The sequence below is a fragment of the Paenibacillus sp. GCM10012306 genome, assembly GCF_042649265.1.
Taxonomy (GTDB): Bacteria; Bacillota; Bacilli; order Paenibacillales; family Paenibacillaceae; genus Paenibacillus_AQ.
Genome location: NZ_JBHRYW010000008.1, coordinates 282,913 through 309,236, shown reverse-complemented (window position 1 = coordinate 309,236; position 26,324 = coordinate 282,913). Strand labels below are relative to the sequence as shown.

General features: G+C 50.1%; 25 protein-coding genes. 4 read left to right on the top strand and 21 right to left on the bottom strand.

Annotated elements, in window-relative coordinates:
• Window positions 1-125 precede the first annotated feature (125 nt).
• The 8 genes from ACFORK_RS19065 to ACFORK_RS19030 all read right to left on the bottom strand — a co-directional run bounded on the left by ACFORK_RS19065 (window position 126) and on the right by ACFORK_RS19030 (window position 8,570).
• Complete coding sequence (locus ACFORK_RS19065) at window positions 126-1,643, bottom strand: copper amine oxidase N-terminal domain-containing protein (protein ID WP_379201814.1); 1,518 nt, start codon at window positions 1,641-1,643, stop codon at window positions 126-128.
• 91 nt (window positions 1,644-1,734) lie between these two features.
• Entirely contained in the window at window positions 1,735-2,403 is a 669-nt protein-coding gene (locus ACFORK_RS19060) for a TraX family protein (RefSeq protein ID WP_379201812.1), read from the bottom strand.
• 337 nt (window positions 2,404-2,740) lie between these two features.
• Complete coding sequence (locus ACFORK_RS19055; protein ID WP_379201810.1) at window positions 2,741-3,730, bottom strand: aldose 1-epimerase; 990 nt, start codon at window positions 3,728-3,730, stop codon at window positions 2,741-2,743.
• Window positions 3,731-3,816: 86 nt separating this feature from the next.
• Window positions 3,817-4,533 (bottom strand): MgtC/SapB family protein, encoded by a 717-nt coding sequence (locus tag ACFORK_RS19050; RefSeq protein ID WP_379201808.1) that lies wholly within the window; start codon window positions 4,531-4,533, stop codon window positions 3,817-3,819.
• A gap of 200 nt (window positions 4,534-4,733) precedes the next feature.
• On the bottom strand, window positions 4,734-5,525 hold the full coding sequence (locus ACFORK_RS19045) for an SDR family oxidoreductase (RefSeq protein ID WP_379201806.1): 792 nt from the start codon (window positions 5,523-5,525) through the stop codon (window positions 4,734-4,736).
• A gap of 199 nt (window positions 5,526-5,724) precedes the next feature.
• On the bottom strand, window positions 5,725-6,519 hold the full coding sequence (locus tag ACFORK_RS19040) for an ABC transporter ATP-binding protein (RefSeq protein WP_379201804.1): 795 nt from the start codon (window positions 6,517-6,519) through the stop codon (window positions 5,725-5,727).
• Entirely contained in the window at window positions 6,512-7,435 is a 924-nt protein-coding gene (locus ACFORK_RS19035; RefSeq protein ID WP_379201802.1) for an ABC transporter permease, read from the bottom strand. The genes ACFORK_RS19040 and ACFORK_RS19035 overlap by 8 nt, the downstream gene beginning before the upstream one ends.
• A gap of 58 nt (window positions 7,436-7,493) precedes the next feature.
• A complete protein-coding gene (locus tag ACFORK_RS19030) occupies window positions 7,494-8,570 on the bottom strand; it encodes an ABC transporter substrate-binding protein (protein WP_379201800.1) in 1,077 nt (358 codons plus the stop codon).
• A 330-nt stretch (window positions 8,571-8,900) separates the two neighbouring features.
• On the opposite strand from ACFORK_RS19030, the gene ACFORK_RS19025 reads away from it, so the two are divergent.
• Complete coding sequence (locus ACFORK_RS19025; RefSeq protein WP_379201798.1) at window positions 8,901-9,827, top strand: C40 family peptidase; 927 nt, start codon at window positions 8,901-8,903, stop codon at window positions 9,825-9,827.
• Window positions 9,828-9,928: 101 nt separating this feature from the next.
• Here the strand turns inward: ACFORK_RS19025 and ACFORK_RS19020 are convergent, their stop codons facing one another.
• A complete protein-coding gene (locus ACFORK_RS19020; protein WP_379201796.1) occupies window positions 9,929-10,348 on the bottom strand; it encodes a DUF2500 domain-containing protein in 420 nt (139 codons plus the stop codon).
• A gap of 177 nt (window positions 10,349-10,525) precedes the next feature.
• On the opposite strand from ACFORK_RS19020, the gene ACFORK_RS19015 reads away from it, so the two are divergent.
• Both ACFORK_RS19015 and ACFORK_RS19010 read left to right on the top strand, forming a co-directional pair.
• Window positions 10,526-10,903 carry a hypothetical protein gene (locus ACFORK_RS19015; RefSeq protein ID WP_379201794.1) on the top strand — a complete coding sequence of 126 codons (378 nt, stop codon included), beginning with the start codon at window positions 10,526-10,528 and terminating at the stop codon, window positions 10,901-10,903.
• 46 nt (window positions 10,904-10,949) lie between these two features.
• Window positions 10,950-11,822, top strand: coding sequence for a YitT family protein (locus ACFORK_RS19010; RefSeq protein WP_379201792.1), 873 nt, complete (start codon window positions 10,950-10,952; stop codon window positions 11,820-11,822).
• A gap of 129 nt (window positions 11,823-11,951) precedes the next feature.
• On the opposite strand, the gene ACFORK_RS19005 is transcribed toward ACFORK_RS19010, so the two are convergent.
• From ACFORK_RS19005 to ACFORK_RS18990, 4 genes are all read right to left on the bottom strand, one after another.
• Entirely contained in the window at window positions 11,952-12,239 is a 288-nt protein-coding gene (locus ACFORK_RS19005; RefSeq protein WP_379201790.1) for a stage VI sporulation protein F, read from the bottom strand.
• A 67-nt stretch (window positions 12,240-12,306) separates the two neighbouring features.
• Window positions 12,307-14,358 carry an ATP-dependent DNA helicase RecG gene (recG, locus tag ACFORK_RS19000; protein ID WP_379201788.1) on the bottom strand — a complete coding sequence of 684 codons (2,052 nt, stop codon included), beginning with the start codon at window positions 14,356-14,358 and terminating at the stop codon, window positions 12,307-12,309.
• A 12-nt stretch (window positions 14,359-14,370) separates the two neighbouring features.
• Window positions 14,371-15,231 (bottom strand): DegV family protein, encoded by an 861-nt coding sequence (locus ACFORK_RS18995; RefSeq protein WP_379201786.1) that lies wholly within the window; start codon window positions 15,229-15,231, stop codon window positions 14,371-14,373.
• Between the two features lie 89 nt (window positions 15,232-15,320).
• Complete coding sequence (locus ACFORK_RS18990; RefSeq protein ID WP_379201784.1) at window positions 15,321-17,096, bottom strand: DAK2 domain-containing protein; 1,776 nt, start codon at window positions 17,094-17,096, stop codon at window positions 15,321-15,323.
• Between the two features lie 190 nt (window positions 17,097-17,286).
• Between ACFORK_RS18990 and rpmB the strand changes: the two genes are divergently transcribed.
• Window positions 17,287-17,475: a 50S ribosomal protein L28 gene (rpmB, locus tag ACFORK_RS18985; protein ID WP_066370676.1), complete on the top strand. Its 189-nt coding sequence runs from the start codon at window positions 17,287-17,289 to the stop codon at window positions 17,473-17,475.
• 99 nt (window positions 17,476-17,574) lie between these two features.
• On the opposite strand, the gene spoVM is transcribed toward rpmB, so the two are convergent.
• From spoVM to fmt, 8 genes are all read right to left on the bottom strand, one after another.
• On the bottom strand, window positions 17,575-17,655 hold the full coding sequence (spoVM, locus tag ACFORK_RS18980) for a stage V sporulation protein SpoVM (RefSeq protein ID WP_006675261.1): 81 nt from the start codon (window positions 17,653-17,655) through the stop codon (window positions 17,575-17,577).
• 242 nt (window positions 17,656-17,897) lie between these two features.
• A complete protein-coding gene (rpe, locus tag ACFORK_RS18975) occupies window positions 17,898-18,563 on the bottom strand; it encodes a ribulose-phosphate 3-epimerase (RefSeq protein ID WP_379201782.1) in 666 nt (221 codons plus the stop codon).
• A gap of 2 nt (window positions 18,564-18,565) precedes the next feature.
• Window positions 18,566-19,471: a ribosome small subunit-dependent GTPase A gene (gene rsgA / locus ACFORK_RS18970; RefSeq protein ID WP_379201779.1), complete on the bottom strand. Its 906-nt coding sequence runs from the start codon at window positions 19,469-19,471 to the stop codon at window positions 18,566-18,568.
• Window positions 19,472-19,571: 100 nt separating this feature from the next.
• The gene (gene pknB, locus ACFORK_RS18965; protein WP_379201777.1) at window positions 19,572-21,851 is read right to left on the bottom strand and encodes a Stk1 family PASTA domain-containing Ser/Thr kinase; all 2,280 of its coding nucleotides are present in this window, start codon (window positions 21,849-21,851) and stop codon (window positions 19,572-19,574) included.
• Complete coding sequence (locus ACFORK_RS18960) at window positions 21,848-22,624, bottom strand: Stp1/IreP family PP2C-type Ser/Thr phosphatase (protein ID WP_379201775.1); 777 nt, start codon at window positions 22,622-22,624, stop codon at window positions 21,848-21,850. Before ACFORK_RS18960 ends, pknB begins: the two co-directional genes overlap by 4 nt.
• A gap of 6 nt (window positions 22,625-22,630) precedes the next feature.
• On the bottom strand, window positions 22,631-23,671 hold the full coding sequence (gene rlmN / locus ACFORK_RS18955) for a dual-specificity RNA methyltransferase RlmN (RefSeq protein WP_379201773.1): 1,041 nt from the start codon (window positions 23,669-23,671) through the stop codon (window positions 22,631-22,633).
• 181 nt (window positions 23,672-23,852) lie between these two features.
• A complete protein-coding gene (gene rsmB, locus ACFORK_RS18950; protein ID WP_379201771.1) occupies window positions 23,853-25,382 on the bottom strand; it encodes a 16S rRNA (cytosine(967)-C(5))-methyltransferase RsmB in 1,530 nt (509 codons plus the stop codon).
• Window positions 25,379-26,323, bottom strand: a complete 945-nt coding sequence (gene fmt / locus ACFORK_RS18945) for a methionyl-tRNA formyltransferase (protein ID WP_379201769.1) — start codon at window positions 26,321-26,323, stop codon at window positions 25,379-25,381. The genes rsmB and fmt overlap by 4 nt, the downstream gene beginning before the upstream one ends.
• Between the last annotated feature and the right edge of the window lies 1 nt (window position 26,324).

The window sequence follows — 26,324 nt, the reverse complement described above, 5'->3', positions numbered from 1 at the left end:
TCACCATTAGGAAAATGGGATATAAACCGCAGCGTCAAGGTCCTCTTGAACACACAAAAAGCCGTCCTCTCCGCAAGTTCTTTGCAGTGAAGACGGCTTTTCTTACCTATACTTCATTATGTGTACTAATCGCGATTAATGTAAATCCAGCCCTCTTTGTCTCTGGTTACCTTGCCATGCAGAGCTTCGGCCAGAACACGGAGTGGCACATTGGCATCGCCGTACTCATCAATAAATACAGCCTTACCAAGATTAATCTTGAGTCCATTCAGCGTAGCTTGGGCAGAACCGACTTTAAATACCAACTGGTCACCTTGCAGATCGTCAGTAACGGTAATCGTTCTGGTTGCTCCATCCCACTTAATGGTTGCATCCAAGTCCTGTGCCAAGTAGCGCAGCGGAACATAAGTAGTGTTGTCAATCACAACCGGATAGTAATAATCATCATCCGGAGCAATCACGAGTGTCTTTTTGGTGATGCCGATTTCGTCCTTGAGCAAGCGATAAACATCTGACTCTGGTTCAAAGCTTCTCAGCGTCTCCCCTGGTGTCAAGCTTACCTTAGTAATATCCAGGGCACCATCCTTGCTGAGGTGATCAGCCGTTACTTTGCCCCCAATATTCCAGGCTTGTGACTCGGCCTTCAAAGAAATACTCTTCAACGGAATGCCATCCACTTGCGGAAGCGCGATCTTCAGATCGACGTTCTGCTTACGGATATGAAGGCTGCTGTCGACATAGAGGTCAACTTGAAGCTTAGTATCCTTACTCAGCACCGTTTTCAATTCAGGTTCGTATTCATACAGATTATCAAGCTGCTTGTCATAGACAAGTAGCAAGGAATCTACAGCTAACTTCGCCGCATCATGCAGAACGGTTACAACACCCTCTTTATCATCCAGCGGAAGATCGCCGAGACCAAGATTGAGGTAGTCATCTGCGTTAACACCCGAGGCCTTAACAATCGGATACAGGTAGTCATAGAGACCGCTGATCAAATTAGTGAAGCCCTCAGTATCCTTGGATATCGATTTCAGGAACGTTTTTAGAAGCGCAGGCAATTCTTGGCCTGTCACCTCTGCATGTAGCTTAGTCAGATTAAGCTGCTCGCCATAGACTGCCTCACTAACGTTCGAGACGTTAATTACACCCGGATTCGGGAGATTCTTAACTACAAATTCTGTAATCAGCTTGGACAGATCCTGTGCTTTGGCTGGGTCCAGACCCTCTACACCAAATTCCTTCTCATAAGAAGTAACTGGGAAGTAGAACGGCTGCTTGGCCCCCTCTACGTTGAGCACAATCGCTTCTTTATCCAAGAAGAATGCGAACGGCAAGTTCAGCTTCTTGTAGCCCACAGTTCCTTTGGCAGAGATATCACCATTATCCTGCACCTTCAGGTTGCTTACATTCAAAGATAATGAATTAATAAGATCTACAATCTGTTGATCCTCTGGGCTAATTCCGTCAGACGGTACAGCAGCCAAGGACAGCTTCGTGCTGAATTCGGACGACTTCACATCCAAATCTCCAAGCAGCGCCTTGTTAACGTCGAATCCGCCGACAGGTTGACAACCTGCCAGAACCAGTAGCAGCGCAATGAATGGTACAAACCATTTGGCTCTTGATTTGATTTTTCTCATAGCATGTCTCCTCTTCTGAATTTTGTGAAATCAATTCATTATCTCAACTGAGCCAAGATTTGTAAACGCTATTCTTGTCGATGATATACCACTACAGCTTAAGTAGTTGCGTCCAGTCTATAGGCATCCACTGACCGTTCACCAGCCCTCTCACCACAGCCAACACCGCTAGATGTACCGGATAAAAAGACCACCATACCCAGCGGGGCACACGACGATGCTGCAGTGTTGTCCATATGGCTGGTGCATATACAATAGCCAAGGTCGGAACAAGACTCGCCATTTGTATCAGCCAGCCGTAGTAGAATAGATAGAATATATTGAGTGCCAGATGTGCCAGCACCAGTCCATGCGATCTCGTATAGCGAAAAATCAGGACCAGCAACAAGCCGTAAGCGTTATAATCCAGCGGGAAATATTCCATCAACAGTACAGCAGCAGCAACAACCGGTGCAGCCAGCCAGGGACTGGGCAGCTTGTCCAGTACGATCAGCACAAGCACCGATAGCAATAATGTAAATACGACATTCCATCCACCCGGATTCAAGGCCAGATTGTATGGAATCTGGGCAAGCAGGGCGATGAGGAGCAGCCGCAGCACATATCTGGATCGGGATGAGGTATGGATGTGTCCCTGCACAAGAGCATAGCAATAGATTGGAAAAGCAATTCTACCTATATATCTCCAAGTCATTTCGCTCGGAAAAAAAATGGCGCCGATATGGTCTATCAACATGGTCACCATTGCAAGAATCTGCATCCCACTCCTCCTTCGGCTCGGTAAGGGACGGATTGATTTTCACCCTATTATCCAATGGTTTATCATCAACCGCAAGCCTGTCCCCTCTACTAATATGTAAAATTCATACTAACTAAATCTTACGTAAAGACGCAAATCTCACACGCACAATAACAGTTTAAAGCAGTGAAATATAAACGCGGCGAAGAACCCAGTATGTGTGGGAGATACAAACGTAAGAAACCGCTCTCCAAATGACACAGGGTCTCTGTGCCCATTTTCAAAAGAGCGGTTTCTATTTCACCCTAGGCCCTTAAGACCTATCTGCCAAATACTATTTATGAAGAAACACTCTACTTTATTTTACATATAAACGGCTAGTCTCTTCCCAATATTCGCCCGGCTTCAAGCTGAACAAGCCGATCTCTTCCGCCGGAAGATCCACATTCGGAGCATTAACAAGATTAATCTGCGGTTCAGGGCAGAAGAAGCCCTCTGTCGCGCCATTGTTCCAAATCATCCATTGCTTGTAGGAGGTACCCACATCATAGACAAGCGTAACGCCAGCTTGACTGTCTGTCAGTTCCATCCGGTTACGTCCATTCTGTGCTACGGCTGTGTAATGATTATCCATTGAAGCATAGAACGGATTTACCCCTTCATCACGCAATTGAATCTCTTCGGGCTGCAGCTCCTGGAATGATCCGGTAGGCAGCATCCGTTCATTCAGCTCCCAGCGTTGTCCCAGCGTGAGCTTCACCCGGTAGTCCTGTGGCGTGCTACCCGGTGCGAACGGTGCATTGATCGCTGTATGGAATGCCAACAGGCAAGGCATTTCCTCTGTGCCGTCATTATGTACCAGCAGCTGCTGGGACAAACCGCCTTCTCCGAGGCTGTAGCGCAGCTTGATTGTATAATTGAAAGGTAGATATTCATAGGAGGGATGATTCTCATCCACTTTTATTTTGACGATAACAAAACTTTCTGTCTTGCTGCTACCGAACTCCTCTACCTCCCAGGCTGCTGTATGAAGAAACCCGTGCAAGTGATTACCGGTTGCCGCTTCATTCACAGGGAACTGATACGTTTGTCCCTTCCATGGAAATTTACCATCCTCGTAGCGGTTAGGTGGAAATAGTACCGGAATACCATGAATGCCTGGACTCGCTTTGAACGCTTCCATTTCTTCCGCTCCTGGCTCATGCAGGAAACGGTAACCGTTTTCGGTATCACGGAAGCAAATCAAATTGCCACCGATCCCCGGTAGTAGAGCCGCTTCATAACGCCCGGCTTTAAGCCAAATGGCGGCTTCGCCTTCATAATGCCCTTCAAATGCTGTAATCGACATGATTGTGTACAGTCTCCCTTCAGTACCTTCAGAAATACTCTCCACTTGTTAGATTACCACAACTTCGCAAGCGTTAACATGACCTTTTATAACTGCTCCACTTCCACACTCATAACATGTTCAATCTTCTTGATATCATAATAGATTTCCGTGGCATAATCTCGATCCGGCGTAGACAGAACCATGTCAATCAGCTGTCTGCCATCATCCAAATCCTTGATTTTTATGCGACGAATGGTTCTGACATAGCCTTTCGGCCGCTTCTGTGATACAGCTTCTGGCTTCTCAATTTTCAGGATGACATCTGTCAAAACGTAATTGGGCTCCATAATGATTTTGACGGAAACCTCATGCTTGTTAAGCACCTGTGGCCCGATCGCTTTAATCAGGTGGGGAACGGCATTCACAGCAAACATCAGCAGTGCAACCGCATAAGCCGCTTCCTCGTAGAATCCTGCGCCTACTGCAATCCCGATTCCAGAAGCAGTCCAGATCAACGCCGCTGAGGTCAGTCCGGAGATCGCATCGCCTCCTCTGCGCAGAATCACGCCTGCCCCCAGAAAACCGATCCCGCTCACAATTTGCGCAGCCAGCCGCATCGGGTCCATATTAGGATGATCGGGTCCAGCGAACTTGTCGAACGCATGAATAGAAACGAGCGTAACCAAGCAGCTCGCAATGCTGATGACCATACTGGTCCGAATTCCCAGCGGTTTCTGCTTAATCTGTCTGTCGATACCGATGAACAGCCCGAACAGCATGGCCACGCAGAGTTTAATAATCGATTCATAATGTAATTCCATCCTGTCTCCTCCTCTCCTCACAGATAATCCATTATAACTGAAACCCCTCCCCCTTTCTATAAGCAAAAACGGTATTTCAACCCCTGACAGGCACGGCCTGGTACACCGTTAATCTGCGGCGGGGCGGAAATCCGTTCTAGTTCCAGGAAGGAAAATACATTCGGTTCATCATATGCAAGGATAGGTCGAATTAGTCGGAACTAGCCATGAAGCAGTGACTCTGCCCCGTCACAGTAAATTTCTGTACCCGTGATATGATCCGAGTGGTCGGAGGCCAGAAACAGTGCGAGCTTGGCGACTTGCTCTGAACTTCCCGGTCCCTCTTCCAGCGGCTGATCCCCTTCGGGAAACTCCACAGGAATTTGCACCTCACCTAAATCATCTGCAGGAAAGGTATTTTTATCAATGTTGGTTTTGATCGCTCCCGGGCATATTGCATTAACACGGATCTTGAATTGGGCCAGCTCCAGCGCTGCCATCTTCATAAAGGCCACCTGCCCGGCTTTAGTTGTGCTATATGCAGAAAATCCAATATTGGAGAAGACCCTGTTACCGTTGATCGAACTGGTAATGATGATGCTGCCACCCTTTGCTTTCAAATAGGGAATCGCATACTTCACGGTAGCGAACGTTCCGCGAAGGTTAATTTGAATCGTCTGATCCCAGCTCTCGATATCCATTGTCTCAATCGGTGCCAAGGCGCCATTAATACCCGCATTGGCGAAGACAATATCCAGTTGTCCCCAAGCCTCAGCCGCTTGCTTGACTGCTGCCTCCACCTGCTTGGGATCGCCAATGTCGCATCCGATGACTAGAACTTGGCCACCCTCCTGTTCCACCTGCTTTTTAACGTGCTCCGCCTTATCCACTGTCCGGTCCAATAGAGCAACCTTCGCCCCTTGTCTGGCGAACTCAATCACTGCCGCTCGGCCTATACCCGAGCCCCCACCTGTCACTATCGCTACTTTACCTTTCAACTGGTTCTCTGCCATGGTTATTCATCCTCCTTATCGTATTGCAAGCTTCAAGTTCAGTTCTTTCCCTAACCTTTACCTCGCATACGAGTTCATGAATCGACAGATTATCTTTTGTACAAGCAAAGAGGCAGGAATATAAGCTCCTTAACGGACCTTGCATCCCTACCTCTTTGTCTACTATTAATTGCCTATGGCTCGCGGCTTTGATTCACCATTAGCCGAGCACGATCCGGTCATCTGCCAGCTTATGCCCGCTGATTGCCTCGAACTCTCCCAGCAGGCGCTCCACGGTCAAATCCTGCTTCCGGCTAGCATCGATATCGAGAATAATCGATCCCTTATCCATCATAATCAGCCGGTTCCCAAGGCGAATCGCCTGCTCCATGTTATGGGTGACCATCAAGGTGGTCAGCTTCATTTCACGAACAATGGATTCCGTCAGCTTCGTAATCAGCTCCGCACGGGCAGGATCAAGCGCTGCCGTATGCTCGTCCAGCAGCAGAATCTGCGGCTGCGTGAACGTCGCCATCAGCAGGCTGAGCGCCTGCCGCTCCCCGCCTGACAGCAGCCCAACCTTGGCCCGCAGCCGATTCTCCAGGCCAATGCCCAGACGCTCTAGCTGCTCGCGGAACATTGTCCGTCTCGCCGCATTAACTCCAAAGCTCAGACCTCTGCTCTTGCCTCGTTTATAGGCCATCGCCAAATTCTCTTCAATCGTCATATGCGGAGCCGTGCCTGCCATCGGGTCCTGGAAGACCCGCCCAACCCAGCGGCTGCGCTGAAACTCAGGCAGGCCACTGATTGAGCTGCCCTCAATCAGCACTTCGCCAAGATCAGGCTTCATTACCCCGGAAATAATATTCATCAGCGTTGACTTTCCAGCCCCATTACTGCCGATAATGGTCACAAAATCACCTGGATGAAGCTCCAGATCAATACCAAGCAGCGCAATCTTCTCATCAGATGTTCCAGGGTTAAACAGCTTCGATACATTGTCCAGTTTAAGCATCGAGAGCACCCCCTTTCTTGCTGCGGAGCGCCTGCTCAGCCAATTCTTCCGTCCGCTTACGTCCAACATTCTTCTGCTTCAAGTAACGCTGAATCGAAGGGAATACCAGCGCAACAATGACGATAACAGCTGTAATGAGCTTAAGATCCGAAGCATTGAGCCACGGCACTCGCAAAGCCAGTGCGACCACGATCCGGTAGACGATAGACCCCAGAACAACCGCCAGTGTTGCCCGGAATACACTCCCCGAACCGAAGATTGCTTCACCAATAATAACTGAAGCCAGACCGATGACGATCATCCCAATCCCCATAGAGGAGTCAGCAAACGTGGAGTATTGAGCGATCAGAGCACCTGACAGTGCCACCATCCCGTTCGACAGACTAATACCTAGAATTGTTGTGTTGTCTGTATTCACACCAAAGCTGCGAATCATTCGCGCATTATCTCCCGTAGCCCGCAGGGCCAAGCCGAGATCGGTACGCAGGAATAAGTCCATTAACAGCTTTACGGCAAGAACCACGAACGGCATGACGTACAACAGATTCTTCAAGGAGCCAAATATCAGATCCTCACCCATTAACGACACGTTGGGTTTGCCCATAATACGCAGGTTAATCGAATACAGGGCAATCATCATCAGGATACCCGATAAGAGACCGTTAATCTTGCCCTTGGTATGCAGCAGTCCCGTACATATGCCTGCCGCCATTCCTCCAGCCAATGCAGCCAGCGTTGCCAACCAAGGCGAATACCCGTGCGAGATCATAACAGCGGCTATTGCGCCACCGGTAGTATAACTACCATCCACCGTAAGGTCTGGAAAATCCAATATGCGAAAAGTAATGTATACCCCTAAAGCCATAAAAGCATAAAGTAAGCCCAGTTCCGTAGCACCAAGCATTGAATTCATCATCGCTGACTTCCTCCCTAAGCGGCAAGGGCGTTCCTCAGAACCGCCCCCATGTCATGTCTTATTGAATAATGCTGTTAGCCGGGTCTTTGACTGCGCTCTTCATCGCGTCGGTAACGTCAATGCCCTGTGCTGCTGCCGCTTTCAGGTTCAAAATAACATCAAGCTTCTCTTGCATGCTGACCTTCATGTCCCCCGGTTTTTTGCCGTCTTTCAACACTTCAGCAGCCATCTGGCCAACCTGGTAGCCATGGTCAAAGTATTTGAAGCCTACTGTGGCAAAAGCACCCTTCTCGACCGTATCCCGATCACTGGAGAAGAAAGGAAGCTTATTGGCATTTGCCGTTTGGATGATCGGTTCAATCCCTGCTACCACGGTGTTATCCAGTGTGACATACAACGCGTCGACACGGCCAACGAGCGATTCAGCAGCCTGCTTCACCTCAGAAGTATTTGTAATCGCCGCTTTAACCAGTTCAATGCCATGCTGGTCGAGCGCTTTCTTGGCTATTCCCGCCATCGTTACTGCGTTAGGCTCGCCTTCATTAATAACGAGACCCAGCTTCTTCACATTCGGGAATTGTGCGGCAATGAAATCCATTAGCTCAGTAATTGCTGCCGGATTCGTATCGGATGCCCCGGAGACATTTCCGCCCGGATGATCGAGATCCTTAACAATTTTCGCATCCAGCGGGTCCGTAACAGCTGCGAACAGAATCGGTGTATCGTTCTTGATGGACTGTACTACCGCCTGTGCAGAAGGTGTGGCAATCGCCAATACAAGATCATTGTTTTCCCCTGCGATCTTTTGGGCAATGGACAAGTTATTCGCCTGGTCAGCCTGAGCATTTTCAAAATCCACTTTCAGATTCTTGCCTTCAACAATTCCGGCATCCTTAAGTGCAGCCAGAATACCTTCACGTGTAGCATCAAGCGATGGATGCTCAACATACTGCGAGATGGCAATTTTGTAGCTCTTGGCGTCCCCACTGCCCGTATTTTCTGTAGCTGCAGCACTTCCCGCCGAATTGCCACCAGTTCCCGAATTGACGGCCGCATTGTTGTTGCCAGAACCACAGCCTGCTGCCACAAGCAGCATACTCAGGCTCAAGCTTAGCCAAATATTCTTTTTCTTCATTAGATAACCCCTTTTCTTGTACAGTATCAGCGCGTGCATCAGAAGTAGTGGTAAAGCATTATCGCTTTTATAGATGAATGCACTAAAGCGAAAGCTTACACGAATCTCACAGCGACACATGCGAATCTATTAAACCTATATTATATGGAGGTTGTATATCCGTCAATCACTTATAACACGCTCACATTTAACAATATTCTAACAAAGTTCCATTAAAAATGGAGAATATCTGACACAACCTGCAGGTTGCAATGTATTACCTTGGACTTACATAAAAAAGAGCTCCCTGCGCAAACTTAAAACTAAAGCTTACGATAGGGAGCGTGTAATATGATGAAACATCCCCATAAATATAGGGCTGTAGCGGCCCTTATATTGTGCACTGTCATGGTTTGTACAGCCTGCGGTTATTATAAGGCCAAAGACACCGCAAAAGTAAGATCGCTGACTCCCGACGGATCACCTGCAACCAGCTATTATGAGAAAGCCAAAATCACCGATGCCAACGGCAAGTTCTGGATTCCGCTCTCCCCTGCTGTGGCCTCCATTGGCTACCAAATGAAGGAGGCAAATAAGCCGGGTGGATATACCAGCATAGGTTACACTGACGTGATGTACAAGCTTCGCCCAGGTTCAACTGAAGTTCTGTCATTGGGTGAAAAGGTTTCTTTGAGCGATGCCCCTCAGCTCCGCAACGGCCAGATCTATGTGACGCCCAAGGCGCTTTCCAAACTACTCCAGACCAAAGTGGCCTGGAACCCATACAGCGGGGAGATCAATATCGCAACGCCAACGGTAAAAGATTCCAAGGTTGAAGCAGGTCAGAACCAGCTATCCAGGCCGTTAAAAATCCAAAGTCTCTCACCTTCACAGAGCAGTGAGCTTGTGTCATACGCCAAAACCTTTTTGGGTGTCCCTTATGAGTTCGGTGCTGCCCCTTACGAAGAAAGTAAAAAGTTCGATTGTTCTTCCTTTACACAGCATGTTTTCAAAAAATTCGGTTTGAATCTGCCCCGTCTGGCCAAGGATCAGGATAATCTAGGGTCACGTGTAAATCGGAACGAACTGCAGACTGGCGATCTGGTCTTCTTCACCGTTCCCGGACGGTTTGAAAGTAATGCCATTCCAGGTCATGTCGGCATCTACATTGGCGACGGCAAGTTCATCCATACTTGGGGAGATCCTGGTGTTCAGATCAGTGAGCTGGATACCGGCTATTGGAGCCATGTCATTTTGCATATGCAGCGGGTGTTGTAGCGCGTATGTTAAAACACAAAAAGGGGAGACTTGGGAGATTGAACCCAGGCCTTCCCTTTTCCACATTAATCGGATGAAATGCTATATCTTTAGATGAAAAGCTATATCCGTGAACCTGATCTGCTTCCTTGCCGCTGGAAATCCTTTAATCTTGTACCCTGATAGATTAACTCTCCAGTATCGCCTTCAATAATATATCCGTAAGCCGAATTTGGAACCTGCAGTTCTACACGGTTGCCTCCCTCATCCTCAAAGGTCACATAGTAACTAGTCTTTGCGCTATGCTGCCCAGATCCTCCCCAGACTTCGCTGCGTTTGGCAACGGCTTGATAATATCCTGTGGTTACTGGGCTGGTTTTGTATGCTAACCAATTCTGTATCGTTTTGAATATTATAAAAATAAAAACAAGTAAAAAGACCAGCAGAAAAATCTTGAAGAATGGAGGGGCATCTCCAAGAAATCCATCAAAGAAACTTCGCTTATTAAAATCATTAAAACCGTCCCATCCGTTCAAATTCATCCCTCCTGCGCAAAAAATTATTATTAAAGCGGTCATTACTACAGCTTACGCGTTTTTTACAGCCCGGTTTCGTTTTCCCATCGTTCGAAAGACCTGTTTTTTTTTGCAATCCGATTTGGTTCAACTCCAGAACGTATGTTATGCTTTTAGTAATAACTGCAGAAAGGAGGTGTTCCCTTGGTACGCTCTGCAAGCCGTTTTGTATTGGTTTGGCTGTTGAATATTACGCTTAGTGTGGTGCTTTCACTGTCACTTCCGCCTGTCTGGTCTTCTGAAGCATTCAATAACGAAGGACAGGAAGCAGAAAATTATGAATCCAAACGTTATGAACGCAAAAGCATGCCTCCTGCTCGTCTGAAGACCTATAACGACATGAATACTCCTGTGTTAAAAGCAAGGCTATCAGGGAACACCGTCCCGGCGCGGGAAAATGTTATACTGCCTGTGCTCTGCTTACTTTTCTGTCCGCTGATCTATAAATGGTTGCTGCGACAGTGGCTCAATCCGCTAAAATTCACTTCAAATTTTGTGGAACTGGAAACTGAACTTACATGATGAACTATTCTATATAAAATGTTCCCTGCTGAAGGGAGGAATGTTTATGAAGACCGATTTCGCCGGTATTCGGAGACGCCCTGGCAGCCAAAGCAAAGGCTTCCGCATTCTCGCTGTCATTGCAGGCGCGCTTCTGGCCGCAGTTGGCCTTGAATTGTTTCTGATGCCCCACGGCCTGGTCGTTGGTGGGATCACTGGGCTGTCTGCCCTGTTTGCCCATACTACAGAAATGCGGCTTGGACTGTTTCTGTTTCTGTTTAACCTGCCCTTTATCTTTATGTCTCGCAAACAAATCAATTTACGGTTTGCCCTCTATACAGTAGTGGGGTTGGCCGCCCTTACGATAGGTTCTCTGGCGTTGCACCAGTTTCCGGCCATCATCGGCGACCCACTGCCTGCCGCCATCGCTGGAGGCATCTGTCTTGGCCTCGGGGTCGGCATCTCCGTTCGATTTGGCGGAATGAATCAGGTGACCAGCGCCAGCGATCAGGGTTACTCACTGCTGAGCGGCGGGCCGCCCCGATCTTCTGAGATCGTAATCATGCTGCTGAATTGCGCCATCCTGTTTGCAGCAGGGGCCCTCTTTGGTTGGGATCAAGCCATGTATTCCATCATCGCCTACCTGCTGGCCTTTGAAGGCGTGCGCCTCTCTCTTCGCGGGCTCTCGCCATCCCGGTCCGCCTGGATTACCAGCAACCGCTGTGAAGACATTCAGCGGGTCCTTAAGGAGGAGCTTAACCGGGAGGCCGCGCTGATTGGCGATGTCGGGGATGACAACCAGCCAGGCACCTTGTTCTGCCACACGGAAAGAAATGAGGAACAAGTGTTAACCGAACTAATTCAAAAGGCTGATCCGGATTCACGGATTGTTTTCAAATCCGCCGAGAGCGCCCGCAGGCGCAGAATTATTTTCAAATAACAAGAAAGAATTCTGGGTTCGAAGGCTACAAGCATTTTGAATCTTGCAAATCAAAAAAGCGTTCCCCGTCAGCCAGACAGGGAGCGCTTTTTTTTGCTGTGAAGAAGATCTAACCAGACTCAAGATGCTTTAACGGAACATCCCCCAAAGCCGAATCAGGTGAAACGTATTGTTCGGGTCTATTTTCTGCGCAATCACAAATTTTACAATCTGCTCTTCCTGCGCAGACGTCAGTTTCTCATTAAGCACAGCGGATGAACTCCGAACCAACTTGCGGACCGTGGCCGTTTCCTGTAGCTCTTTCTTTGAAACACCGGTAATCATAGTTTTGATGCGTTCCTTGACCGCCTTATTCTTCATCTTGACCTTGATGCGATCAACGAGTTGGGGACTGATTCCATATTGCTGGTAACCCAAGTGCAGCACCTCCCGTCATATCCAGTCTTTCAAAGTATATGAGGGAGCCTTTGTCCCATGTGCCTATTTAGTCAATTAATTCACCCTGGAAAATTTGCTCATTCTGCAAATAATTCCGCAGCGGCGCATAGTCAGGAGAAGTCCAGAAGGAAGCATCCCGCAGCAAGCCGGCGGCATCATCACGAGCCTGCTCCAGCACTTCAAAATCAGCCGTCATATCCGCCAAGCGGAATTCCGGCAGTCCACTTTGCTTGGTGCCGAAGAAATCCCCCGGACCGCGCAGCTCCAGATCGCGACGCGATACCTCAAAGCCGTCATCCGTATCCGTCATAGCCGTCATCCGCTCACGTCCAATCTCCGACTTGGGATCAGCGACCAACACACAGTACGAAGCATGCTGGCCCCGGCCCACGCGGCCCCGCAGCTGGTGCAGCTGGGAGAGACCGAAGCGGTCCGCATCCATAATAACCATCAGGGTTGCATTCGGCACATCGACGCCGACCTCCACGACGGTGGTAGAGACGAGCAACTGCAGTTCATTGCTGTAGAACGCGCGCATCACCTCGTCCTTTTCCCCGGGTGTCATCCGCCCATGCAGCAATCCGACCTTATAGTTTGGGAAAGCTTGGGACATCTGGATATGAAGATCTATCGCATTCTGCACATCCAGCTTCTCTGACTCCTCAATCAACGGACAGATCAGATAGGCTTGCCGGCCTTGATCGATTTCACGGCGAATCAAATTCAGGACCCGGTCCATCAGATCATGCTTGACCCAGTAAGTCGTAATCGGTACACGCCCCTTCGGCCGCTCAGATAACGTGGACACATCCATATCGCCAAAAACGGTGATGGCCAGTGTACGCGGTATGGGAGTAGCCGTCATAGTAAGCACATCCGGGTTATAACCCTTGCGGCGCAGGACGCTGCGCTGGTTGACCCCGAAGCGGTGCTGCTCATCCGTGACTACCATTCCGAGGTTTTTGAAGAAAACATCCTCCTGGATCAGGGCATGGGTTCCAACCACCACATCAATCATGCCCATTTGCAAGGAAGCCAACAGGTCTTTGCGCTTGCGTCCGTTCACACTTCCTGTCAGCAGTGCTACAGTAAGGCCGAATGGCTCGAACATTCTCGTAAGCGATCGCATATGCTGCTCCGCGAGAATCTCGGTAGGCACCATTAGCGCACCCTGAAAACCGGATTTTACCGTAGCGTAGAGCGCAATAGCTGCAAGTACTGTTTTACCGGAACCTACATCTCCTTGCAGAAGTCGGTTCATACAATAAGGAGACCGCATATCATGCAAAATCTCCAGCTCCACATGCTTCTGGGCGTCCGTCAGCTCAAACGGCAGGCTGCGGACAAATTGCCGAACCGTTGCGTTGTCCACCGTATGCACTACCCCGTCCATTCTACCGCGGTTCAACACACGGAAGGCTTGTACCTTCAACTGGAACAGGAAAAGCTCCTCATAGACCATCCGGCGGCGTCCTTGCTGCCCTTCCCGGCTATCTTCCGGCTGATGAATGGTCGCAATAGCCCGCTTACGTGGCATAAAGTCATATTTTTGTAAGATCACCCGCGGCAAAATTTCAGGGATCAGCTCCCCGAATTGCTGCAGCCCCTGACTAATCGACTTCCGTATCCAGGATTGTGTAATTTTGCCCCCGACAGAATAGACTGGCTGCAAGGTTCCCGTTTTGCCTTCTCCGCGGTCCGGAAATTCATAATCTGTCACGGTAATTTGGCTGCGCTTCTGATCCCATTTGCCAGAGATCACGATACCGCGGCCTGCGGTGAGCTGTTCGCGGATATAATGCTGGTTAAACCAGGTTGCTGTGAACATAAACGGTTCAGCGACCATTTTACAGCTAAGTCTGGACTTCCCACCAAAGCGCTGAAGCACCGGAATACCCATCACCTTGGCTTCCACTGTGACCTTGTCCCCATGCTTGACCTCGCTAAGCGAGCGTGGACGGTAGTCCTCATAACGGAATGGATAGTACTCCAATAGATCCTTCACTGTAAAGATGCCAAAGGCGTGAAGCTCGCCTTGCTTTTGAGCACTCACGCCAGTTACTTTTTTCACTTCAATTTCATTCAAAGAAAGTGTCATGTTCATCCCTCATTATGCGGGCCAAATAAATACAGCCAGCGTTCCGTTCCCAACATGACTGCCTACCACAGGGCCAATGTTGGTCAGCACTTTCTCTTCAAGCGTAAAGTGCCTGTCGAGTTCACTCAGGAACTCTTCACCAGAAGCCGGTTCTGCCGTATGTCCCACGGCCACATTGATTTTGTCCACGCCCGGCAGATCGTTCTTGAACAACTCGATCATGCGGGCAACGGCCTTCTTGCGGCCCCTTACTTTCTCCACTGCGTAGATAATGCCTTCAGCATCAATGGACAGAATCGGCTTAATGTTGAGTAACGTGCCCAAAATGGCCGATGCTTTGCCGATTCTGCCTCCTTTTTGCAGATACTCCAGCGTATCGACAAGGAAATACAGCTTGCGGGACTGGCGCAGTGTTTCTACCGCCTCAAGAATTTCCTGCGGCCCTTTTCCCTCTGCCGCCAGTCTGGCAGCATGTACCACCATTACTCCGAATCCATAGGAGGCAGACAGGGAATCCACAACTGTGATCCGCTCCCCCTCCTCCTCCAGCATGGATTTAGCTAGCATAGCCGATTGAAAGGTACCGCTGAGACCAGAGGAAATATGAAATGACAGAATAGGGCTATCCGGGTATTGGTCCAAAATAGTGCGGTAAACATCCATATATTCAACCGGCGACGGCTGCGAAGTAGTCGGCAGCTTCTGTGAGCTAGGAAGACGCTCATAAAACTGCTCTGGTGTCATATCCACATTGTCCCGGTAAGATTGATCACCGAACATTAATGTCAATGGCACAACCTCAATGCCATATTTCTCGGCCATAGCCGGTGGAATATCGGATGTGCTATCAGTGACGATTATGGTACGGTTCATGAATTTCCTCCCCAAACTATAGTTGGTCAGCCCACAAAGCAATAAATCAGAACACCTTACTTCGCTCTAACCATCAGAACCTTTTAACCCTAAGGCTCCACGGAGAACAGGTAATAGTATAGCGGCTGTCCACCTTCATGCATTTCTACTTCTGCATTAGGGTACACAGAGCTGATCCATTCGCTAAGCGCTTCTGTGACTTCCTCCTGCGCATCTTCTCCGCTCAAGATCGTTATGATCTCGTCACCGTTCTCCAGCATATTAGTCAGGAGCGCTTGACTCGCTGCCAGCAAATCATCCGCTGCGGCCACAATTTTGGAATTGGATATCCCTATAAACTGACCGGACTTGATCTCCAGCTCCTCATAGAGCGTATCTCGAACCGCATGTGTAACCTGACCGGACTTCACTTGTGCAATAGCTTCAAGCATATTGCTTGTGTTGCTATCCACCGCGTCATCCTCCTGGAATGCGAACGCTGCAGAAATCCCCTGTGGAATACTCTTGCTCGGGATCACAGTAACCTCTCGTTCATCTTCCAACAGTTCTTTGGCCTGTTGCGCGGCCAGCACAATGTTGGAGTTGTTAGGCAATATATATACATGCTTTGCAGAAATCGAAGAAATAGCATTTACGAAATCCTCGGTGCTTGGATTCATCGTCTGTCCGCCTTCCAGCACAACATCGACGCCAAGGCTTTTGAAAATATCAGCAATTCCCGCACCTGAAGAGACGGCGATGAATCCATATGGAGCCAGATCATCAGCTGGTGGCACGGCCGGAGCCTGTGCGCTGACCTCTTCCTTCGGAATATCGGCGAACACATCTGGCATCGGGGCAATGTCCATACCCGCTGTCAGCAAATCCCGGTGCTGCTCACGCATGTTAAGAATGTGAATCTGGGTGATCTCCCCATAGAGTAGCGCAAGGTTCAACACCTCGCCAGGAGCTTTGGAATGAACGTGTACCTTGATCGTCTCGTCATCCGAAATAACGATGATGGAATCTCCATTTACTGATAGCGCTTTCCTAAATGCATCCTCATCGAAAATCGCTCGCGCGGAACCGCCCAACTGACGGTTTATAAAAAATTCCATATCATATAAGAATTCAATATCTTCCGTGGAAAGCTGAGATTGTGCGGATGTCTGTACCGAGGCCAAATTAGGCTCTGGTTTATTCAGACCTGCTGTCACAGCAATTGGTGCAGGAATCGCAGCCTGTTCTTGGGCAGCTATACCTGTGATTCCACTGGTTAGGTGCTGATGAAAACCTTCGTAGATATAGACAAGACCCTGTCCGCCGGAGTCGACTACTCCTACTTGCTTGAGCACAGGCAAGAGTTCAGGCGTATTCGCCAGCGCTTCCTTGGCCTTGGACAGTACCTCTGTCATCAGCTCTGTCACATCATTAGTGCGACGTGCAAAGTAAACCGCATGCCGCGCCGCTTCCTTGGCAACCGTAAGTATTGTTCCCTCTACAGGTTTTACAACTGCCTTGTATGCTGTATCCACTCCGGTCTGCAGCGCTGCTGCAAACTGCTGTGTGTTCAGCTCATCATGCTGCGCCGCATAGCGACTGAACCCCCTGAACAACTGGGAGAGAATAACGCCTGAGTTCCCTCTGGCCCCCATTAACAAGCCCTTCGAGAGTACTCCTGCACATTGGCCAAGAGAGGCCGTATTATTCCTTTTCAATTCATTCGCGCCTGCGGTCATCGTCAAATTCATGTTTGTTCCCGTATCTCCATCCGGGACCGGAAAAACATTCAACGAATTGACGTGCTCTGCATGCTGCTGCAGCTTCTCCGCTCCGGTGAGTACCATTGCGGTAAAATCTGTTCCGTTGATAGAACGCTTACTCAATGAGAATTCCCCTTCCTAACTTCATGCCTAATCAACACTAGGATTAACTGGACATAATACACTAATTTATATTGTACTATAAGAGACTAAAGAAATAAATGTTTTTGAGCGGTTGACGAAGCATTTTTTCCTGTGATATTATATTAAAGTATTGTTTTATGCAGGTGTAAGTAACAAGGAGGTGTAATCTGTGTCCCGTAAATGTATCGTAACAGGCAAGAAGCCGGGAAGTGGTAACCACGTGTCTCACGCGAACAACCACAACCGTCGCACTTGGGGAGTTAACGTTCAAAAGGTCCGTATCCTCGTGAACGGCAAGCCGAAACGCGTCTATGTCAGCACCCGTGCTTTGAAGTCCGGTAAAGTTGAGCGCGTCTAGTCTTTAGCAATTTAGAACGAGCGATATCTCATATCAAGCAAAAAGCACCCTTTACATATGTAAGGTGCTTTTTTTCATGTCTTTTTTTCTTTTACGGCCTCAACTCTTCTGAAAAGTATTCAAAATCGCCTTAACGAAACCTCCTAAAAACTTTGGCAGCTTGAACGTGTAAAATTTCATGGTTTACCCTCCCATCAATTCATGCCGTACGGTAGGAGACTTTATGTTCTCTTTCGCTGACGGTTACATCTTGCAGACCTCTCCCAATCGCCAGAATATCTCCGCTAGCCCGGGACCCTCCTTCGACTTGCTTCAGGTCCCCCCGCAGACGACGAAAAAAAAGGCTACATGAGATTTCTGCTCATGTAACCATATTTATGCGCTGCAGACTTGGCCTATACCAGCAGTCTAAGCAGTGTATTTTATAGCTTGGCCTGTGTTGCAGCGCTTCGGATCGACTCAATAGCGGCAGCACGGTCGCTTCGACCGAAGACCGCATTACCTGCGACCAGCACATTAGCACCAGCTTCAACAACCAGTGGGGCTGTCGCTTCGGCAATGCCTCCATCCACTTCAATCAGCAGGTCTGGATTGACTTCATTAGCCCACTCACGAATTTGACGGATTTTACGCACTGTGCTCGGTATAAAAGCCTGTCCGCCAAAACCTGGATTCACAGTCATCACAAGTACCAGATCCACATCCTCTAACACTTCACGCACGGCGGCTGCCGGTGTACCCGGGTTAATGGCTACGCCCGCTTTAAGACCTAGCTCCTTGATCTGGTGAATCACACGGTGAAGATGCACACAAGCCTCAGCATGCACTGTGATGACAGCAGCTCCGGCTTTGGCAAAATCCCCGATATAACGTTCAGGATTCTCAATCATAAGATGGACATCAAGCGGCAATGAAGTATGCTTGGAGACGGCAGCGACAATTGGCGGTCCCAAGGTGATATTCGGTACAAAACGTCCGTCCATCACGTCTACGTGAAGCCAGTCAGCACCGCTGGCCTGCACTTCCTTCACTTCTGTTCCAAGTGCGGCAAAATCCGCGGATAACAACGATGGGGCTAAAATAATCATGATCAGTACCTCCGCTTTTTATCTTTCATTTCGTTAAAGAACAGCTTGTAATGCTCATAGCGACTCGGGGCAATCTCCCCTTGATCCACAGCTTCAACAACCTTGCAGCCCGGTTCATGCAAATGACTGCAGCCGCGGAACTTGCAGGCTTCCGCATATGGAGCAAACTCTCGGAAGCAGGTGGACAACTCCTCTACACCAAGCTCAAGGAAATCGAGTTGACTGAAGCCAGGAGTATCCGCCACAAAGCCTCCGTCCCCAATGTCCATCAGCTCGACATGACGAGTGGTGTGACGGCCACGGCCCAGCCGCAGGCTGATCTCTCCGGTCTCCAGAAGGAGACCAGGAACGATCCGGTTGAGCAGTGTAGACTTACCCACACCTGATTGTCCAGCGAATACGCTGATCCCACCTGCGAGCCGTCTGTGAACGTCCTCGCTGCCTGTACCTGTAAGCGAACTCGTCACCAGTACTTCATAGCCGATTTTTTCATACAAGGCCTTCACCGTGGCTGTCGCTTCATCGTCGCCTACCGCCAGATCCTGCTTAGTCAGTACAATCAATGTATCTAATCCAGAATGCTCTATGTGCACCAGGAACTTGTCGAGCAGATTCAGGTTCATATCCGGCTCACGCAGGGAGAATAATAGCACGGCTAGCTTGACATTGGCCACAGGCGGCCGGATCAGCTCTGAATCCCGAGGAAGAATCTGATCCACCATGCCCTCGCCATTCTCCGTCAAGCTATAAATTACACGATCGCCTACCAGAGGAGATACTCCTTTTTTCTTAAAAATACCTCTGGCCCTACATTGCACCGCTGCCTCTTCAGACACGATGAGTCCATCACAATGTGGTTTTACATAATAATAACCACTTAAAGCCTTAACAATTATACCTTCAGGCATACATAGTGAGCCTTCCTCTCCTGAATTTACGAAGATGACCCAAGTTGTTATCCCCGGGTCATCTCGCTCTGCCACTGGACACTGACCCCTCGGTCAGCTATTAGTGGCTTTTATTATCTTTATGTTTCAAAGACTTATCTTTGTTCTTGCCGTTGTTGCTGGCAACATGCTTTGCACCGTCTTCCTGCTGACCAATGCCGGGCACGAAGCCCGTCTGATCGACATTCCCGGTTCCATTCGCACCGTTATCACCACCGTTGTTTCCGGTGCCGGTGCCGGTACTGTTACCTCCCGGATCAGGAGCCATAGCTGGATCGCTAGTCGGCTGCTCGGATGGCGGTGCTTCCGTAGGCGCTTGGGTCGGATCTGGTGTTCTCGTCGGCTCCGGCAGCGTCGGAACAGGAACAGTTCCATTCTTAGCATCTACATAGGACACTGGATACGTATCATAAAGCTCACCGTCGCGATAAATCAAGACTACACCATCTTTGTTCGGAGCGAGTAACATGTTGATGGAGAGCACTTGATTCTTGGTAATCGTCCGGGTACCCCACTCCTGCTTCTCACCATTGTTGCGGGCATCCGCATATTCAATACGGATCTTGGTCTTCTTCCCTTCCTGGGTCGGCGCAACCGGAAGATTATACGTGTAATTCAAGGCTTCCGGCGGGTATCCTGAACTCAAGGTAATGGTGATCTTCGTACCTGGAGGTGTCGGAACTCCCTTATCATAAGGCCACTGCTTAACGACCTTGCCTTTATCAACAGAGAAGCTCCCCTCTTCCTTGACTTCCTCCAGCACAAGCTTCACAGCCTCAAGCTTCGCTCTGGCTTCCTTCTCTGTCAGGTTGATAAGATCCGGCATCGTGACGCTTTCTTCACCTTTACTGAGAATCAGTGTGACCTGAACCGTCTCCGGATCAAAATCAGTTGTAGGCAACGGATCTTGGGTAATCACCCTGCCAGCCGCCACATCAGAGCTTGTACGCGTATCCTGAGATATGCGATTCTGTGCCACACCCAGATTAATCAACGCTTTAACAGCCTCATCAAATGTTTGGTTCGATAAGTCCGGCATTCTGGTTAACGGCTTGGCCGTGCTGACCGTGAGCTGAATCGATGTATTCTTCTTGACCGTCGTATTCTCCGGCTTGCTCTGCTTGTAGACAATACCTGCTCCGTAGTTAGGGCTATAAATCTCGGTGACCGGTTCCTCGACCTCGATTCCCACCTCAGACAGTTTCTTCTTCGCATCATCCAGAGACAGGTTAATGACGTTTGGTACCGTTACCTCCGGGATAACCAGCTTGGCATTCACATACCACACTACACTCGCCATTGCCAGTAGAATCAGGAGTGTTAATCCGATCCAGAGTGCCGGACGGCCCAACTTCTTCTTGCCGCTAGCTACCGGAACCTCCGGCTCGTCGGAATGACGTACTCTCTCTGCATGCCCACCCCGATTCCCCTGTGTTCTCTGAATCGGCTTGATGGCAGGAATGATCCGCGTCTTGTCCTCATCGTCGTCATCCTGAAACTCGGCCTTCGGCTCACTCCGCCGTTCAGGCAACAGACAGCTCTCCAGATCCTTCAGCATTTGTTTGGCTGACTGGTATCGCTCCTCCGGATTCTTGCGCATAGACCGCAGGATCACGTTCTCCACACTTTGCGGAATTAGCGGGTTAAGTAGCCTCGGTTCCTCGAATTCCTCCTGAAGATGCTTCAGAGCTACGCTGATCGGGCTTTCTCCCAGAAACGGCAGACTGCCTGTCAACATTTGATAGAGCACAATACCCAGAGAGTACAGATCCGACTTTTCCCCTGTGGCTACTCCCTTGGCATGTTCTGGTGAGAAATAATGCACCGAGCCTACCACAGAGCCCGTCTGAGTTATTGTTGTAGATGTAACCGCACGCGCAATACCAAAATCCGTAACCTTAACACGCCCGTTACGTCCAATAAGAATATTATGAGGTTTGATGTCCCTGTGTATGATCTGATTCTGATGAGCGTGGTCAAGGGCATCGCAGATCTGGGAGGCAATACGAACGGCCTCGTCCACCTGCAGCGGAGCCCGCTCCTTAATAATCTCATTCAGGTTCTTGCCTTCAACATACTCCATAACAATATAATGAATTTCATCTTCCTGCCCGACATCATAAATGCTGACCACATTCGGATGAGACAGCGATGCGGCAGATTGCGCCTCCCGCCTGAATCGGCGGATAAATTCCTCATCATGCACAAACTGGCTGCGCAGCACTTTGATGGCGACGTTACGGTTCAATAAAATATCATGGGCCCTGTATACAAGCGCCATGCCGCCTCCACCGATTCGTTCGATGACTTGGTAACGGCCTCCCAACTCGTGACCGATCATCTATCCCACTCCTTTGTTTCGGGCACTGCGGCCTCTCCTTGATGTTCTAACATAGCGACGCTTATATTATCGCCGCCACCGGCAAGCAGGGCCAACTGCAGCAGGCGATCCGCCCGTTCTTCCAGCGAGATTTCTTCGATTCCCGCTACCTTCGCCAAATGCTCCTTGCTGACGAAATTACTCAGACCGTCACTGCACAGCAGCAGCACTTCCCCTACCTCCAGCTTGATCGGGGCCAAATCGACGGAGGTCTCCGCATCCGTACCTAGCGCTCTGGTCAGCACATTCTTCCGCGGATGATTGTCTAGCTCCTCCAGGCTGATCTGGCCGTTCTTGAACAGCTCATTGACCAGCGTGTGATCCTCGGTTAGTTGGATTGCGTTACTGTCTTTTATCAAATAGGCCCTGCTGTCCCCAATATGGCCAATAACACCGCTTGACCCATTCAGCAAGACAGAAACGACTGTAGTCCCCATGTTGTGGTACTTCTCGTCACTGGATGCCTCTTTGAAAACAGTATCATTAGCTTTCAGAATGGCAGAAGAGAGCGCCGCACTCAGTTCTTCGCCGGAAACATCAGGCCCCAGGTTATTCAGGGTATCCTTAATTGAATCCAAAGCAAGTCTGCTTGCTGTGTCGCCCGCCAAATGCCCCCCCATTCCGTCTGCAATGATGCCAAGTGTATAACCGTAACGCGTAACGCCGATCCAGACTGAATCCTCATTGACAGAGCGAACCCGGCCAATGTCGCTGATATGAACTGTCCTGATCAAATATCCTCACCTCAGATCCATATGTTTGGCGCGCAATTGTCCACATGCGGCCGCAATATCATGGCCCTGTTCACGACGGATAGTAACATTCACACCATGATCGGACAATACACGTTGAAACTCAAAGATATCTTTACGGGATGTACGTACATACTTGCGCTCAGGCACATGGTTGATCGGGATCAAATTGACATGGCACAGCATGTTCTTCAGCACGCCCGCCAATTCTGCAGCATGTTCAGGCTGGTCATTCACTCCACCGATCAGGGCGTATTCAAAACTAATACGACGTCCTGTCTTGGCCTGGTAGTAACGTAGAGATTCGATCACATCATCAAAGGGGAAGCGGCGGTTAACCGGCATCAGCTTGGAGCGGAGCGCATCGTTCGGTGCATGGATGGAAATCGCCAGGTTGATCTGCGTATCCTCATCGGCAAACTTATAGATGTTTGGTACAATACCGCTTGTAGAAACCGTGATGTGACGCTGGCCGATGTTCAGACCCTTCTCATGAATCATCAGGCGCAGGAATCTCATGGTAGCGTCATAATTCTCGAAAGGTTCACCTGTGCCCATAATCACAATACTGCTTACCCGTTCGCCCCGGGTGTCAAGAATCTGCTGAGAGCGAACCACTTGTGCTACAATCTCACCCGCCGTCAAGTCCCGCTTCAATCCGCCAAGTGTCGAGGCGCAGAAAGTACAGCCAACTCGGCAGCCAACTTGTGTAGTCACACAGACACTGTTACCGTAGTTGTGCTTCATAATAACAGTCTCGATCGCATGATCATCATGGAGACCGAACAGGAACTTCACAGTACCATCTTTCGATTCCAGCTTCGTAATTTCAGTTAAGACGTCAATCGAGAACTGCTCACTGAGCTTGGTCCGCAACGCCTTGGACAAGTTACTCATGGATTCAAAATCATTCACACGCTTCACATACAGCCAATCAAAAATCTGTCCACCGCGAAAAGCCGGCTCTCCGTTGTCTTTCGCCCATTGTTGCAACTCTTCCAAAGAAAAATCATATATTAAAGGTTTCATTCGTATTAGCACCTGTTCTTTCATAAGGATATGCTTATTATTTCTCATTCTTTCTAGTTTAACACAAATATAAGGATGATTTATAGCGTAAAACATATTCATTCTTATATTTTAAAAGAAAACCCGCCACACCGAGCCCGGTGGGCGGGGTAGTAAAGGTTTTACCTTCGCCTTTACTATATTACAAGATTCGCTGCAGTCGGGCAATATAGAACCCGTCACTGCCATAATGATGGGGCAGTAGCTGGATGCCTTCCCCTGCGGCCAGCGCCGTCCCCTCCAGGCGGTTCCAGACCTCCGTGGAGAAGGTTAACGGCGCAAAATCAGGGTTTTGCTCCAGGAAGGAGGCCACGACTTCCCCGTTCTCGGCTTTCTCTGTCGTGCAGGTGCTGTACACCAGCACGCCTCCCGGTTTCAGCAGTCGGGAGACCGATTGCAGTAGCTGCCGCTGAAGCGCAGCTACGCTCTCGATATCCTCCGGCTGCTTGCGCCATTTCAAATCCGGCTTGCGGCGAATCACGCCAAGGCCGGAGCAAGGGGCATCGAGCAGGATTCTGTCGAAGGAGCCTGGCTCGAACTTCTGCTCCAGGTCAAGCGCGTCGGCACTTCCTGTCACAACACATTCCAGTCCAAGCCGCTGGGCCTGATCCGCAATCAATGCAGCTTTATGCGGATGCAGATCATTGGCTTGAATTGTCCCTTCGTCTTTCATCAACTCGCCCATATGCGAGGTTTTACCGCCTGGAGCGGCACAGCAGTCCAGCACCTTCATACCGGGTTCCGGGGCCACAACCTCGGCCACCAGCATGGAGCTTTCATCCTGAACGGACAGATAGCCGTCCCGGTACCATGAGGTTAGTGCCGGATTGCCGCCACCCTTGATGACAATCCCGTAAGGACTGACCTTCGAAGGCGAGACCTCCAGCCCCTCTGCCGCCATCTTCTCCAGCAGACGTTCACGGCTGATCATCGTTGTGTTGACACGAACGCTGATGGCAGGAGGCTCATTATTGGAGGCACACATCGCCTCTGCCGTCTCCACACCATATTCTGCAATCCAGCGCTGTACCAACCATAGTGGATGCGAGTGTCGAATAGAAATACGCTTCGCCGGACCAAGGTTCTCCGGCAGCACCGGGAGGTCACCAGCGCGCAGCACACTGCGCAGGACACCGTTGACCATTCCGGAAATGCCCTGATGCCCACGCTTCTTCGCGATATTCACAGCTTCGTTCACGGCTGCATGTGATGGAACGCGATCAAGATACATGATCTGATATAGGCTCAGACGAAGCAGATTCCGTACCCAGGGCTGCAGCTTGGCGATTCCCTTGCTGACGAACCCTTCCAGCACTTCATCCAGCGTGTTCATTCTGGAGATGGTTCCGTAGACTAGCTCGGTAGCCAGTCCCGTATCTTCCCGGCTCAGTGAAGATTTCTGCAAGCTGCTATTGAGCAGCAGATTGCTGTAAGCGCCCTGCTGCTCGACTCTTACCAGCACATCCAGGGCGACTTCACGGGCCGTCGCCGGTTTACCGCCGCCACCTTTTCCGCTACCTGCACCGCTAGCCTTGCCAGCAGCGGCGTTTACTGCAGCAGCCGCTTTCCCTGCGGTGGCTGCTTTTCCTGCGCCCGGCGGACGGCTTCCGCCCTGGCGAGGTGAATGTCCGCGCTGGCCATGCCGGCCTGCGCCATTATTACCGGCGCTCATCCTAGCACCGTGCCGGGCTTCATCACTGCTCCGCGGCTGAAGTCAGCGGCGCTCATGGCCTTTTTGCCTGCCGGCTGCACCGTCGTCAATAGCAGGCTGCCGTCGCCGGTCTTCACCTCGACGCCTTGTGCTTCCACCGCCAGCACCGTACCTGGTGCGGCTTGACCGCCGTTCCCGGTAGAAGCCAGCGCAGGATTGCTAGCTGCCCATACCTTGAACGTCTCCCCGTTCCAGAGGGTAAATGCGCCGGAGAACGGCACGAGTCCGCGGATGCGGTTATAAATGTCACGCGAAGACGCGTTCCAGTCTATACGCTCATCCTCACGGCTGAGGTTCGGCGCATAGGTAGCTTCGCTCTCCTCTTGCACCACCGCGTCCACACGACCGGCAGCAAGGCGAGGCATTTCAGCTTTTAGCAGATCACGTCCTGCCAGGCTCAGCTTCTCGAACATATCACCAGAGGTATCTCCGTCTTCGATCGGCACCTCCACACGAGAGATCATATCACCGGTATCCAGTCCTTCTGCCATGTACATCAGGGTCACACCTGTGACTTTTTCACCATTGATAATCGAGCGCTGGATCGGAGCACCACCACGATACTTCGGCAAAAGTGAACCGTGAACGTTCACACAACCGTTTTGTGGTAGATCCAGAACCGACTTGGGCAGAATCTGCCCATAAGCCGCGGTAACAATCAAATCCGGCGCATAAGTCGCCAGTTCTGCCACCGCTTCCGGACGACGCAAGCGTTCCGGCTGAAGCACTGGAAGACCCAGTGCCAGTGCCGCTTCTTTGACCGGCGAAGGAGTCAGCGTTTTTTTCCGGCCCTGCGGACGGTCCGGTTGGGTGAGAACAGCTACGACCTCGTAGCCCTCCTCCACCAGCATTTGTAGACTGGGCACGGCAAAAGCCGGGGTTCCCATGAATACTATCTTCATC

Excerpts from the sequence above, each read along its gene's own strand:
- ACFORK_RS19065 (WP_379201814.1), bottom strand. The coding sequence starts at position 1,643 with ATGAGAAAAATCAAATCAAGAGCCAAATGGTTTGTACCATTCATTGCG.
- ACFORK_RS19060 (WP_379201812.1), bottom strand. The coding sequence starts at position 2,403 with ATGCAGATTCTTGCAATGGTGACCATGTTGATAGACCATATCGGCGCC.
- ACFORK_RS19055 (WP_379201810.1), bottom strand. The coding sequence starts at position 3,730 with ATGTCGATTACAGCATTTGAAGGGCATTATGAAGGCGAAGCCGCCATT.
- ACFORK_RS19050 (WP_379201808.1), bottom strand. The coding sequence starts at position 4,533 with ATGGAATTACATTATGAATCGATTATTAAACTCTGCGTGGCCATGCTG.
- ACFORK_RS19045 (WP_379201806.1), bottom strand. The coding sequence starts at position 5,525 with ATGGCAGAGAACCAGTTGAAAGGTAAAGTAGCGATAGTGACAGGTGGG.
- ACFORK_RS19040 (WP_379201804.1), bottom strand. The coding sequence starts at position 6,519 with ATGCTTAAACTGGACAATGTATCGAAGCTGTTTAACCCTGGAACATCT.
- ACFORK_RS19035 (WP_379201802.1), bottom strand. The coding sequence starts at position 7,435 with ATGATGAATTCAATGCTTGGTGCTACGGAACTGGGCTTACTTTATGCT.
- ACFORK_RS19030 (WP_379201800.1), bottom strand. The coding sequence starts at position 8,570 with ATGAAGAAAAAGAATATTTGGCTAAGCTTGAGCCTGAGTATGCTGCTT.
- ACFORK_RS19025 (WP_379201798.1), top strand. The coding sequence starts at position 8,901 with ATGATGAAACATCCCCATAAATATAGGGCTGTAGCGGCCCTTATATTG.
- ACFORK_RS19020 (WP_379201796.1), bottom strand. The coding sequence starts at position 10,348 with ATGAATTTGAACGGATGGGACGGTTTTAATGATTTTAATAAGCGAAGT.
- ACFORK_RS19010 (WP_379201792.1), top strand. The coding sequence starts at position 10,950 with ATGAAGACCGATTTCGCCGGTATTCGGAGACGCCCTGGCAGCCAAAGC.
- recG (WP_379201788.1), bottom strand. The coding sequence starts at position 14,358 with ATGACACTTTCTTTGAATGAAATTGAAGTGAAAAAAGTAACTGGCGTG.
- ACFORK_RS18995 (WP_379201786.1), bottom strand. The coding sequence starts at position 15,231 with ATGAACCGTACCATAATCGTCACTGATAGCACATCCGATATTCCACCG.
- spoVM (WP_006675261.1), bottom strand. The coding sequence starts at position 17,655 with ATGAAATTTTACACGTTCAAGCTGCCAAAGTTTTTAGGAGGTTTCGTT.
- rpe (WP_379201782.1), bottom strand. The coding sequence starts at position 18,563 with ATGATTATTTTAGCCCCATCGTTGTTATCCGCGGATTTTGCCGCACTT.
- rsgA (WP_379201779.1), bottom strand. The coding sequence starts at position 19,471 with ATGCCTGAAGGTATAATTGTTAAGGCTTTAAGTGGTTATTATTATGTA.
- pknB (WP_379201777.1), bottom strand. The coding sequence starts at position 21,851 with ATGATCGGTCACGAGTTGGGAGGCCGTTACCAAGTCATCGAACGAATC.
- rlmN (WP_379201773.1), bottom strand. The coding sequence starts at position 23,671 with ATGAAACCTTTAATATATGATTTTTCTTTGGAAGAGTTGCAACAATGG.
- rsmB (WP_379201771.1), bottom strand. The coding sequence starts at position 25,382 with ATGAGCGCCGGTAATAATGGCGCAGGCCGGCATGGCCAGCGCGGACAT.
- fmt (WP_379201769.1), bottom strand. The coding sequence starts at position 26,323 with ATGAAGATAGTATTCATGGGAACCCCGGCTTTTGCCGTGCCCAGTCTA.